The sequence below is a fragment of the Pilosibacter sp. NGB245 genome (assembly GCF_057397225.1).
In genome coordinates, this window is record NZ_CM171584.1 from 855,136 (window position 1) to 867,500 (window position 12,365).

Here is a 12,365-nt window from a genome sequence, read left to right on the forward strand (position 1 = left end):
TCACAGCAAATTTTGAAAGAACAAAGAAAATCCGGATCTGGTTCCTCAGAAGATACCAGATCCGGATTTTGTGGTTTTGAGTGTTTAAAGAGTCATACGGTGTGCGAGGTTGTTTGTCTCGGCGTTTGCAACAAGACGGAACACGGAAGCTTTTGATTGTTCAAGGTGGTAGATGAGTTGCTCTTTTGCTTTTTCCCAGTCACCCTTCAGGCACGGTTCTACGATCGCCATGTGCTCCTTGAAAGTTGCCTCCAGACGGAAATTCGAAACATTTCCGGTCATATATCGAAAACGCTCATTCTGCGTCTGGATCGTATCATAGCTTCTGTTGATAAATTCATTCGGGCAGGCGGACATGATCAACGCATGGAAGCGATAATCGAGGTCATAGAAGGAATCCTTGTCCCGATAGATTTCTTTGTTAGGATCCCATTTCTTGAAAATATCATAGAATTCATTCAAAGCGGAGACGGAAAGATTTGCTCCGTAATGGGTCAGGACATACGGCTCATACATCATGCGGACTTCAAAGATCATATCAATGTCATTTAAGGTAAGAGGACGAACGAGGATTCCGCATTTCGGGCGAATTTCCAGAAGACCTTCCTGCTCGAGACGTCCAAGCGCGTCCCGCACCGGGGTACGGCTCAGAGATAATTCAGTGGTAAGCTGTTCTTCATTCAAAAAAGTACCCGGCGCATACTGACAAGTGACGATCTTGGTACGGATCGTATTGTACGCCAGGGTTTTCAGGTTTATTTTAGGCATAATGGACTCCAGTCTTTTTCTTCTCAATAAAAAATATATAGACTCATACTAACACAAAACAAAATCGTTTTCAAGCAGATGTCGACGGTTTTTGCTAAAAACGTCAATTGGCGTTTTGCACAAGCCCAAAAGCTCGATTTTGTTGAAAAAGTCAAAAGTGGTGCAAATTTCTTAACACTTATTGACATTGGTGTAAAAAGTATTATAATCTGTTGTATACAACAAAGAATACAACAAAATTGATTTTGAAAAATTATATAGAAGGCAAAAATCGTAAAATTAAGGAGGAAACAACGATGAAAGCAATGTATATTGACGCACCGGGTCAGGTTTCTATTAAAGATGTAGAGATGCCGGTAAGAAAAGAAGGAGAAGTTTTATTAAAGATCCTTTACGGTGGAATCTGCGGAAGCGATCTTGGTTCCTACCGTGGAACATTCGCATATTTTGATTACCCGAGAATCCCGGGTCACGAGTTCTCCGCTGAGGTTATCGAGGCAGATGAGAACAACGCGTATGGCATCAAGCCGGGAATGATCGTAACCTGCAACCCGTACTTCAACTGCGGACACTGCTATTCCTGCGAGCACGGAATCGTAAACGCATGTATGGACAACCAGACAATGGGATGTCAGAGAGACGGTGCTTTCCAGGAGTACATCACAATGCCGATCGAGCGTGTGTATGACGGTAAGGGAATGGACGCTAAGACTCTTGCAGCAATCGAGCCGTTCTGCATCAGCTACCATGGCGTGAGCCGCGCAAACGTAAAAGAAGGAGACAAAGTTCTCGTAGTCGGCGCCGGTACCATCGGTGTTCTCGCAGCGATTGCAGCAAAAGCGAAGGGCGCTACTGTATACATCTCCGATGTATCCGCAGGTAAGCTTGAAATGGCGAAGGACTTCGGTGTTGACGGAACCTTATTAAATGATTCTCCGGAAAACTTCGAGAAAGGTGTTGCTGAGATCACAAACGGCAACGGCTTTGATGTAACGATCGAGGCAGTTGGTCTTCCGTCCACATTCCAGAACTGTATCGATGCCTGCTGCTTCGGTGGACGCATGGTTCTGATCGGAGTCGGCAAGAAGAACCTTGACTTCAACTTCACACTGATCCAGAAGAAGGAATTAAATGTCTTCGGTTCCAGAAACGCATTAAAGAAGGACTTCTTAGAGCTGATCGATATCGTGAACGCAGGCAAGGCACCGCTCCACAAGATCATCACAAATACATATGCGTTTGATGATGCTGCAAAGGCATTCGATGACTTTGCGCACAACCCGGGCAATATGTTAAAGGTTGTATTTGATTTTTCCAAGATTTCCAAATAATCAAAAATCATGAAGCTTTCCCCGGGAAACGGGGTGCGAGGTCTTCTGCCTGATGGGGATCGGGCAGAAGACCGGATAAATGTTTTTAAAACAAAAACGGAGGGAAACATTATGAAACTCAAAAAAGTTATGGCATTAACCATGGCAGGTGCTATGGCAGCAACAACACTTACCGCTTGCGGAAGCAGTTCTTCCACAACAGAGACAACAAAGGCAGCTGAGACAACAGCAGCCGCAGCAGCAGATACTACAGCAGCTGCAGCAGATAACGGTTCTTCCGATGCTGAGACAGTTCTTCAGGTCGCTTTCGAGAACTCCATTTCCGAGCCGGTTGGACAGGGCTGGGAGAAAGCTCAGGAGATCATCAAAGAAAAATCCGGCGGCAAGATGGCAATCGAGATCTACCCGGATTCCCAGCTTGGTGATAAGTCTTCCTTAATCGACTCCATGCTTCTCGGCGAGAATGTCTGCACACTTGCAGACGGTGCTTTCTACGCTGACTACGGTGTACCGGATTTCGGTATCGTATTCGGACCGTTCCTGTTCGATTCCTGGGATCAGGTTTGGAAACTGGTTGATTCCGACTGGTACAAAGAGCAGTGTGGCAAGCTTGAAGAAAAAGGCTTAAAGATCATCGCTTCCAACTGGATCTACGGTGAGAGACATACTCTTACAAACGTTCCGGTCAACACAGTTGATGACTTAAAGGGATTAAAGATCCGTGTTCCGTCCAACGAGATCCAGTCCAAGGGCTTCGATGTACTTGGCGCAACATCCACAGGTATGGCACTTGGTGATGTTTATCAGGCTCTTCAGACAAAGACCATCGACGGTGCTGAGAACCCGCTTGCAACTCTGTACGGCAGAAAGCTTCACGAGGTTGCTAAATACTTAATCCTTGACGGACATGTAAAGAACTTCACAACATGGGTTGTATCCGCTGACTGGTTCAACAGCCTTCCGGAAGAGCAGCAGACATGGTTACTTGAGACAGCAGAAGAAGCTGGTGAGTACAACAACGAAGTACAGCAGGCTGCTGACGCTGAGTACCTTCAGAAGATGAAAGACGAAGGCGTAACTGTTGTTGAGCCGTCCGAGGAAGTTCTTGCCGGATTCAAGGAGAAAGCACAGCCGTTCTATGAGATGGGTGCTGACTTTGGCTGGAGCGATGGCCTCTATGACACAGTTAAAAAGGCTATGGGCGCTGAATAATCCATTTTGCAGTAAATGCATAAAGTAGCTGTTCCCGGCGGATTTATCCGCCGGGGCAGTTTCCCTGATAGGAGTCTGAAAATCTATGGAGAAGAAAGAAAATAAAGCTTCAGCGATCCTGATGAATCTTGATATCGTTGTCGCTTCCATTATTCTTGCGATCCTGATCGTCCTGACATTCCTCGGCGTTGTATGGAGATATATCTTCAACGCACCATTTACATGGCTTGAGGAGGTTCAGACCTCATGTATGGTCTGGATCGTATTTGCAGGCGCAGGTGCAGCATTCCGCTCCGGCAACCATGTTGCGATCGAGATGATCGTCGACCTGATGCCGAAGAGCATGCAGAAGATCATGGAAATCCTGATTTCCATCGTAGTTGTAGTTGTAATCGGATATCTGTTCATGCAGAGCATCGGTTTCATCCAGGTGTTCGTAAAGAGCGGACGTTCCACCAGTATGTTAAAAATTCCGTATTCCTGGGTATACGGTATCGCGATCGTATCCTATTTTGATATGATCATCAGCTATTTCTACGCCCTGTTCCGCGGCGTAAAATCTGAGGCAAAGGAGGCAGCAAGCAGCAATGAGTAATGTGTTAATGTTATCTGCAATTGTGATGCTGGTCCTTCTTTTCTTAAAGGTTCCGGTATTCATCGCCGTCCTCGGCGGTTCCATGGTTTATTTCGTAATGAACCCGGGAATCAATACCGTTATCTTCGCCCAGCAGGCAATCATTGGTACTGAGAAAATTTCCCTTATGGCGATCCCGTTCTTCGTTTGTGCCGGTATCTTCATGAACTACACCGGTGTTACAAAGAGAATCATGGATTTCTGTGAGGTTGTAACAGGACGTCTTCCTGGCGGTCTCGCACAGGTAAACGTACTTTTATCCACCGTTATGGGCGGACTTTCCGGATCCAACATCGCCGATGCAGCGATGGAGTCCAAAATGATGGTTCCGGAGATGACAAAGAAGGGCTTCTCTCTGGAGTTTTCCAGTGTTGTAACAGCCGCTTCCTCCATGATCACACCGCTGATCCCACCGGGAATCGCAATGATCCTTTACGGATGTATCGCAAACGTTTCCATCGGTAAGCTGTTTATTTCCGGTCTTGGTGTCGGAGGTCTCCTCTGCGTTTCCATGATGATCCTTGTAGGCGTTGTCTCCAAGAAACGTGGATATGGTATCTTAACAACAGAGAAATTAACCTGGTCCAAGTTCTGGACCGCTTTAAAACCAGCAATTCTGCCGTTACTCCTCCCGATCATCATCATCGGCGGTATCCGTATCGGTATCTTCACAGCTACCGAGGCCGGAGCAGTTGCAATTCTTTACGCTGCATTTCTGGGAATTATCTACCATGAGATGCACGTCAAGGATATGATTCAGGGCTTAAAGGAGACTGTCTGCACGACAGCTTCCATCATGCTCATCGTATCCGCTGCGTCCGTATTCTCCTGGATCCTCACAAAAGAGAGAATCCCGCAGGCGCTGACAGCATGGATGCTTGCAAACATCCACAGCAAATATGTATTCCTGATCGTTGTAAACATCTTCTTACTGATCGTAGGTATGTTCATCGAAGGTAACGCTTCCATGATCATTCTGGTTCCGCTTCTTGCGCCGATCGCTGCACAGTACGGAATCAACGAGATCCAGTTCGCAATGATCTACATCTTCAATAACGCCATCGGCGCATTATCACCGCCTATGGGAACCCTGATGTTCGTAACCTGCTCTATTACAAAGTGTAAGACCGCGGCATTCATCAAAGAAGCAGTACCGTTCTACATCCTGCTTATTATCAACCTGATGCTCCTTACCTGGGTCGAGCCGTTTACCACATTCCTTGTAAATCTGTTCTATTAGGGTAAACTTGCTGCCAGATGGGGATCGGTATGATGCCCCGTCTGGCAGTTTTGATTTATATACCATGAATTCTTTTATATGAAGAAAGGAAATTATTATGGAACGCTTAAATTATGATGTTCTTAAAAAATCTGGTTATGATGGATATGTATTAAAGGACGCACCGGAGAAGGTTCTTCAGTTCGGTGAGGGAAACTTCCTTCGTGCTTTCGTAGATTACTGGTTCGACCTTGCAAATGAGAAGGCAGGCTGGAACGGAAAGTGCTGCCTGGTACAGCCGATCGCTCCAGGTCTTGCAAAGATGATCAACGAGCAGGAAGGTCTCTACACACTGTACCTTCGCGGAAGCGAGAACGGACAGAAGGTAGACGCTAAGAGAGTGATCTCCAGCGTAAACCGCTGCTTAAATCCGTATGAGAAAGAGGATTACGAGAAGATGATGGAGGTTGCTGCAAGCGACGACCTTGAGATCATCGTTTCCAACACAACAGAGGCCGGTATCCAGTATGATCCGTCCTGCAAACAGGATGACTGCCCGCCGTCCAGCTTCCCGGCAAAATTAACTCAGGTTCTCTATCATCGTTACAAAGCAGGAAAGAAAGGTATCATCATGCTTGCCTGCGAGCTGATCGACAACAACGGTAAAGAGCTCTTAAAGTGCGTAAACCAGTACATTGAGCAGTGGGGACTTGAGGACGGATTCAAGAAGTACGTAAATGAAGACTGCACATTCTGCGGTTCCTTGGTAGACCGTATCGTTCCGGGCCGTATCAAAGACGCAAACGAAGTTGCTGAGCTTGAGCAGAAGAACGGCTACGCTGATCCGCTTACAGATGTCGGCGAGGTATTCGGCGTCTGGGTCATCGAGGGCGATGAGAAGTTAAACGACATTCTTCCGTTCAAGAAAGCAGGACTTCTTGACAAAGTATTCGTAACACCGGATATGAGCCCGTACAAGAAGAGAAAAGTTAGAATCTTAAACGGCGCTCACACAGGTTTCGTACTTGGCGCTTACCTTGCAGGCGAGAACATCGTTCGTGACTGTATGCATGACGAGGTCATCAAGGGCTTCATGAACAAGATGCTCTACGATGAGGTTATCCCGACACTTCCGCTTGACAAGAACGACTTAATGCAGTTCGCATCCGCAGTACAGGATCGTTTCAACAACCCGTTCGTTGACCATGAGTTAATGAGCATCTCCTTAAACTCCACATCTAAGTGGAAAGCAAGAAACATGCCGTCCTTCCTTGAGTACATCAAAGAGACCGGTAAGCTTCCGGAGTGCCTGACCATGTCCTTAGCGGCTTATATCGCATTCTACAGCAACGACATCCAGGCTCTGACAGACGCAGGTCTTGTTTGCAAGCGTCCGGCCGGCAACGAGTACACCGTAAGCGATGACAGATGGGCACTTGAGTTCTACTATGCGCACAAGGATGACTCCGCAGAGGCTCTTGTAAACGCAGTTCTCACTAACGAGAAGATGTGGGATCAGGATCTCACAAAGATCGCTGGTCTTGAGGAGAAGGTTGTCGCTGACCTTAAGAAGATTCGCACGGAAGGAGCAAAGGCTGCATTTGCAAGCTGCCTTTAATTAACATATGAAAGTAATTCAGATTTCCAGACTGGATAACGTAGCGGTCGCTCTTCACCCGATCAAAAAGGGTGAGGAGGTCACTGCAGGCGGCATCACAGTCACAGCGCTTGAGGACATCCCACAGGGCCACAAGATCGCGTTAAAACCGATCAAGAACGGTGAGAATATCATCAAATACGGCTTTGCCATCGGTCACGCGACAGCAGACGCAGAGGCCGGTGCATGGATGCACACCCACAACGTGAAGACAAATCTGGAAGGAGAGATGGAGTATACCTATACTCCGTCCCTCGACTTCCCGGAAAAAGTTGAGCCGGAGACCTTTATGGGCTTCCGCAGAAAAGACGGCCGCGCGGCGATCCGCAATGAGATCTGGATCATCCCGACCGTAGGCTGTGTCAATGATATCGCAAAGAAAATGGTCCGCGACAATCAGGATCTTGTGAAAGGCACCATTGACGGACTCTATACATTCCCGCATCCGTTCGGCTGCAGCCAGACAGGCGCAGATCATGCACAGACAAGAAAGCTTCTTGCAGCCCTTGTCCGTCATCCGAACGCAGCCGCTGTTCTCGTATTAGGACTTGGCTGTGAGAACCTGACCCACGAGCAGTTCCTGGAAGAGCTTGGCGATTACGACCATGACCGTGTAAAATTCCTGACCTGTCAGGAAGTGGATGATGAGTTTGAGGCAGGAAGAAAGCTTCTCGAGGAATGTTCCGCATACGCAGCGCAGTTTGAGAGAGAGCCGATTCCGGTCAGTGAGCTTGTTGTCGGCATGAAGTGCGGAGGCTCCGACGGACTTTCCGGCATCACCGCAAACCCGACTGTCGGACGTTTCAGCGATATGATGGCAGCCAGAGGCGGTTCTACTGTGCTTACAGAGGTTCCGGAGATGTTCGGAGCGGAAGGTTTCTTAATGAACCGCTGTGTAAATAAAGAAGTATTCGACAAAGCCGTCAACATGATCAACGGCTTTAAGAACTACTTCATCAGCCACCACGAGGTCGTATACGACAACCCGAGCCCAGGAAACAAGCAGGGCGGTATCACCACCCTTGAGGATAAATCCTGCGGATGTGTCCAGAAGGGCGGTACAGCCCCGATCATGGACGTTATCGGCTACGGTGATCCGGTAGTTACAAAAGGTCTTAACATGCTTTACGGACCGGGCAATGATCTGGTATCTGCAACAGCCATGACGGCTGCCGGAGCGCACATGATCCTGTTCACAACAGGTCGCGGAACACCGTTTGGTGCACCGGCTCCGACCTTAAAACTGGCGACAAACAGCCAGCTTGCGAAGAGAAAGAAAGGCTGGATCGACTTCGATGCCGGTCCGATCGCTGACGGCGAGACCATTGATGATGCTGCGAAGAGACTTCTGCAGCTTGTGATCGAGGTTGCCGGCGGAAAACAGACAAAAGCCGAGGAGAAAGGCTTCCGCGAGATCTCTATTTTTAAAGACGGTGTTGTGCTGTAATAACAGCTTCACAATTTTTTATGTTTCCCTTATAGAGACACTCACTTTTGGTCAGAGATGGCCGGAGGTGGGTGTCTTTTTTGAGTAATAGGAACTTCCGAGTAATTCCCTATTATATAAAAGACAGTCACGTGCCAATGATATGCATTCGCGCGAAGATGTAGACTGTCACAAGCAACCGCGCGGGGCGCGAGAATATGCCAGGGCACATTCATTGTACGGAGCATCCGAACCTGCCGCTTGCGGCAGGTTCAGTGGGCGTCCGCGTGGGATCGTCCTATATTTTAAAAGACCCCGGCAGTGTCCTGTGAGAGACACTGCCGGGGGTAAGTAGGGGGAGTATGGGTATGACGATTGGAATCAGTCTGTAAGTCTACATTTACCATGCTGGGGAAGGAGCGGGACTAAATAATGTAATTATGAGGTGTGGTTCTCCGGAACGGTTTCAGTGTCTGGTGTGGACGGTATTGCTGAATCACCCGTGCCGGAACTTAAATCGGAAGTACCAGGTTCAGGTTCTGCGTCTGTGGGAGCTGCAGTTTGTTCATGATGTACAGCCGGGATCGTAAGTCCGCTGACATTGATGTTCCTGTTTACCTTTGCGTCATATGTCTGTGCCTTCAGAATATCCCGGAAATCCACACCGGTGGCCTCAGACATAGTATCAAACACCTGCTGCATGACAGCAGCTGTATTTCCGGAGATCTCGCTGACTCCGCTTCCGTTTGTGCCGTTTGCACCGCCGGTTCCGTAGATATTGACCTTGTCGATAGAGGACAATGGCTTCGCGATCTCTGCGGCCATCTGCGGCATGATGCCTACTAACATCTCGACGATAGCAGCGTTATTGTACTTCGCGTAAGCTTCCGCTTTTTTCTCCATACCTTCCGCCTCAGCAACGGCTTTTGCCTGGATCGCAGCCGCCTCCGCCTCTCCGCGGGCACGGATTCCGGCGGCTTCCTGCTCCGCCTGATATCTTGCGGCATCTGCCTTTGTACGCATGGCTTCCGCTTCTTTTTCTAACTCATATTTTCTGGCTTCCGCTTCGCGCTGGCGTTTTGCAAGCATCGCCGCCGCTTCCTGCTCGACCTTGTAGCGTTCCGCATCGGCTTTCTTGTTGACTTCCGCGTCTAACTGCTGCTGCTGTACGGCAACTTCCTGCTTCCGAAGCTCTGCTTCGCGCTCTGCCTTTGCGATCTGGGCATTCACGGTAGCTGTCTGGATCGTTTTTTCCTGTTCCTGCTTCTGGATCTCATAAGCAGCGTCTGCCTCCGCTTTTTTCGTGTCGGAGTGCTTCTGAAGCTCCGACTTACGGATCTCCAGCTCATTATTTTTCTCCGCGATCTCTGTCTCCGCAAGTACGCGGGCATCGTTGGCAGATTTGTTCGCTTCTGCCTGGGCGATAGCGATATCGCGGTCTGCCTGGGCTTTTGCGATCGCGGCATCTTTCTTGATCTTTGAGGTATTGTCGGCACCAAGATCCCGGATCAATCCATTATCGTCAGTGACATTCTGGATATTACAGGACAGGATCTCGATTCCCAGCTTATCCATGTCCTTCGATGCCTTTAGCATAACCTGATCAGAGAAGGAATCCCTGTCGGTGTTGATCTCCTTTAAGGAGAGAGTACCGATGATCTCACGCATGTTTCCCTGAAGGGAATCTTGGAGATCCATGGTGATATCCTCGGGTTTCTTATTTAAGAAGTTTTTTGCTGCCAGACGGATTCCTTCCTGAGATGGGGTAATCCGTACCTTGGCAACCGCATCGACATTGACATTGATAAAGTCATTTGTCGGAACAGATTGTTCCGTCTTGATATCGACGGTCATCTGTCCGAGATACAAACGGTCCATCCGTTCAAAGAACGGGATCCGGATTCCGGAACGTCCGATGAGGATCTTTGCGTCATGCTTAAGACCGGAAATAATATAGGCCTGATCCGGCGGAGCTTTCACATATCCACATGCGATGAGGACAAGGATCAGAATCAGAATGACTGCAATGGTGATAGGGATGATCAGATGATTCAAATTCATAGAAACTCCTTTCTGGACCTTGACTTTTGTTGCAAAATTCTCATGTGTAACAGAAAAGTTTGAGGAATTTCCTGTTACATATAAAGGCACATTCCTTTTTGCTAAATTCACAGTATCAGAAAATATCAGAAAACACAATACATTAAAATAAGATGTAAGAATATGTAAGAGGAATGTAATTGTAATGCCATAAATTTGCCACACAGATTACACTTTTCTTAAAATTGAACACTGCAGGTTGATAGTGGAAAAAGTTATGGTATATTGATAGATAGAAGAGGTGGATCGTGTCGAAATATAAAATGGGCTGCATTGGTTGCTTACTGTTATGTACCACTTGAAAGATGTGGGAGTATTTTCGACTGAGATAAAAGGGAGGGATCGCATGGATACCAGGATCTGGATGCAGGAGTCGTTTTGGGAGAGTACAGAGGAACAGAATGGAAAAGAGAGTCCGCAGGAAAACGCTGGACATCTCTCAAAAGACCAGTATGAAAACGGCAGAAATAAGCCGGTGGATCAAAAGACAAGTCTCTGGCAGCAGACGTATGAGAATATCCTGGTTGGGATGGGAATGTGTGTGATCACGCTGAACTTTCTTCTATTAAATTATATCCTGCCTTCGATCGGTATTTTGATGATCTTTCTGGGACTACGGAGATTAAGGAGAGAAAACCGATGGTTTCGGAGTGCATATGGGCTTGCTGGGATCAAACTGCTTCTTACGATATTTCTTCTGATCGTTGGAACATATATCGGCAGGGAAAGAATCGAAGCAGCAGAAGCTTGGAAGATAGTTTCTATTCTCGTTGGAATCTTGCCGCTGCTAATTTTTATCTGTTTCTTTTACGGTTTAACCATCGAATTAAAGAAACGTGGTGAAAAGGCGGAAAAAAACAATCTGATCCATCTGATCCTCTGGTATGCGCTTGTCGCGTGTCTCGCACATATCGCTGGCGGAAATTATAATGATCTTATCATTGGACTTATTTTTCTGGCAAACTATATCCAGATCCTTATGGCGACCAGTCGTATGGCAGCACGCCTGGAAAAAGTCGGATATATTCTGGAAGAATATCCGGAGCGGATCCCGAATGGAAAATGCGCGTGGGCTGCTGTTCTTGTGACGGCTGTAGGGATTTTGATCGGATATGGATTTTTGGGTTCGTACCGTATGAACTGGGCAGAGAAAGAGACGACGACAAATGCGGAGTGCGAGGAGATCCGGACACATCTTTTGTCCCTTGGATTTCCGGAAACGATCCTGGATGATCTGAAGGAGGAAGATCTCTTGGAATGCCGGAATGCGAGACGGGTTCTTACTGAGACAAATGATTATCCGATCAATGATGGAGTGGAAGTTGCAGTTTCACAGGATGGCTATACGCAGTATTCGAGAGAATATGAAAAGAAGGAACTGAGACTCAGCGGGGTTGCCGTGGAACTGGAAAAAGAAGGAACATGGAAGGTGATCCATCATTTCCGTTGGACAGAAGCTGTACGTTTCCGGGGGACAGAGGCGTTGCAGCTCTTTCCTGCTTACCGGGAGAGCGGGAGCGCATGGATCGGACAGGGTGATCTGACTGGGCAGGTTCTCTATGACAGAAACGGAACATCGTATCAGGCGGAGTACGCGGTACTGGAAGACAGCACGTATGAAACGGGAGAAAACTGGCCGTTTTATCAGAGCAGGGAATCGAGCAGCATTTTTGCCGAGTTTTCCATGCCTCATCGCGGCGAGAATTGCCGCGGATATGTGGCTTATAATATGGGAAATAATGAACCTGGGTGGTGGATCGATTCTTGGCTCAATTATGTACACCAGAAGATCATGCTCCAGTATCCGGTCATGACGGCAGCTCAGAACCGCAAAAATGGCAGTTGGACCGATGATCCGGTGTTCATCACGGTGCAGGATGCACTGCAGGTATTACCGGAAGGGGAGGTGTAGATGGCTGAGAAGATACGAAAGTTCATGAGATCAGAACGCGGTCGGGCGTTTGTAAATGCCATGTTCATTCTCGCGACCATGGTTAGGGGAAGCGGTATGATGTTTC

Annotated in this window: 10 protein-coding genes (1 of these 10 running past the window's edge); 8 read left to right on the forward strand and 2 right to left on the reverse strand. The window is 47.8% G+C overall.

Going from position 1 to position 12,365, the window contains the following annotated elements; genetic code table 11:
• Positions 1-84: 84 nt before the first annotated feature.
• Positions 85-768 carry a GntR family transcriptional regulator gene (locus ACXMYH_RS03795; RefSeq protein WP_329752705.1) on the reverse strand — a complete coding sequence of 228 codons (684 nt, stop codon included), beginning with the start codon at positions 766-768 and terminating at the stop codon, positions 85-87.
• 296 nt (positions 769-1,064) lie between these two features.
• Between ACXMYH_RS03795 and ACXMYH_RS03800 the strand changes: the two genes are divergently transcribed.
• The 6 genes from ACXMYH_RS03800 (at position 1,065) to ACXMYH_RS03825 (ending at position 8,268) form a co-directional block, all read left to right on the forward strand.
• On the forward strand, positions 1,065-2,099 hold the full coding sequence (locus ACXMYH_RS03800) for a zinc-binding alcohol dehydrogenase family protein (protein ID WP_015552581.1): 1,035 nt from the start codon (positions 1,065-1,067) through the stop codon (positions 2,097-2,099).
• Between the two features lie 111 nt (positions 2,100-2,210).
• Entirely contained in the window at positions 2,211-3,311 is a 1,101-nt protein-coding gene (locus ACXMYH_RS03805) for a C4-dicarboxylate TRAP transporter substrate-binding protein (RefSeq protein WP_142412470.1), read from the forward strand.
• 85 nt (positions 3,312-3,396) lie between these two features.
• Entirely contained in the window at positions 3,397-3,906 is a 510-nt protein-coding gene (locus ACXMYH_RS03810; RefSeq protein ID WP_329752704.1) for a TRAP transporter small permease, read from the forward strand.
• Positions 3,899-5,185: a TRAP transporter large permease gene (locus ACXMYH_RS03815; RefSeq protein WP_329752702.1), complete on the forward strand. Its 1,287-nt coding sequence runs from the start codon at positions 3,899-3,901 to the stop codon at positions 5,183-5,185. Before ACXMYH_RS03810 ends, ACXMYH_RS03815 begins: the two co-directional genes overlap by 8 nt.
• A gap of 97 nt (positions 5,186-5,282) precedes the next feature.
• Complete coding sequence (locus ACXMYH_RS03820) at positions 5,283-6,782, forward strand: tagaturonate reductase (protein ID WP_015552574.1); 1,500 nt, start codon at positions 5,283-5,285, stop codon at positions 6,780-6,782.
• Between the two features lie 7 nt (positions 6,783-6,789).
• Entirely contained in the window at positions 6,790-8,268 is a 1,479-nt protein-coding gene (locus ACXMYH_RS03825) for an altronate dehydratase family protein (RefSeq protein WP_329752700.1), read from the forward strand.
• A 417-nt stretch (positions 8,269-8,685) separates the two neighbouring features.
• On the opposite strand, the gene ACXMYH_RS03830 is transcribed toward ACXMYH_RS03825, so the two are convergent.
• The gene (locus ACXMYH_RS03830) at positions 8,686-10,308 is read right to left on the reverse strand and encodes a flotillin family protein (RefSeq protein WP_118532290.1); all 1,623 of its coding nucleotides are present in this window, start codon (positions 10,306-10,308) and stop codon (positions 8,686-8,688) included.
• 385 nt (positions 10,309-10,693) lie between these two features.
• Between ACXMYH_RS03830 and ACXMYH_RS03835 the strand changes: the two genes are divergently transcribed.
• Positions 10,694-12,259 (forward strand): hypothetical protein, encoded by a 1,566-nt coding sequence (locus tag ACXMYH_RS03835; RefSeq protein ID WP_486555564.1) that lies wholly within the window; start codon positions 10,694-10,696, stop codon positions 12,257-12,259.
• On the forward strand, positions 12,260-12,365 hold the beginning of the coding sequence (locus ACXMYH_RS03840; RefSeq protein WP_021905270.1) for a hypothetical protein. Its footprint extends 149 nt past the window's final position; only the first 106 of its 255 coding nucleotides appear in the window; its start codon is at positions 12,260-12,262; the stop codon falls past the right edge of the window. It abuts the gene before it with no gap.

Coding starts and splice junctions, on each gene's coding strand:
- ACXMYH_RS03805 (WP_142412470.1), top strand. CDS start 2,211: ATGAAACTCAAAAAAGTTATGGCATTAACCATGGCAGGTGCTATGGCA.
- ACXMYH_RS03825 (WP_329752700.1), top strand. CDS start 6,790: ATGAAAGTAATTCAGATTTCCAGACTGGATAACGTAGCGGTCGCTCTT.
- ACXMYH_RS03800 (WP_015552581.1), top strand. CDS start 1,065: ATGAAAGCAATGTATATTGACGCACCGGGTCAGGTTTCTATTAAAGAT.
- ACXMYH_RS03795 (WP_329752705.1), bottom strand. CDS start 768: ATGCCTAAAATAAACCTGAAAACCCTGGCGTACAATACGATCCGTACC.
- ACXMYH_RS03810 (WP_329752704.1), top strand. CDS start 3,397: ATGGAGAAGAAAGAAAATAAAGCTTCAGCGATCCTGATGAATCTTGAT.
- ACXMYH_RS03815 (WP_329752702.1), top strand. CDS start 3,899: ATGAGTAATGTGTTAATGTTATCTGCAATTGTGATGCTGGTCCTTCTT.
- ACXMYH_RS03830 (WP_118532290.1), bottom strand. CDS start 10,308: ATGAATTTGAATCATCTGATCATCCCTATCACCATTGCAGTCATTCTG.
- ACXMYH_RS03835 (WP_486555564.1), top strand. CDS start 10,694: ATGGATACCAGGATCTGGATGCAGGAGTCGTTTTGGGAGAGTACAGAG.
- ACXMYH_RS03820 (WP_015552574.1), top strand. CDS start 5,283: ATGGAACGCTTAAATTATGATGTTCTTAAAAAATCTGGTTATGATGGA.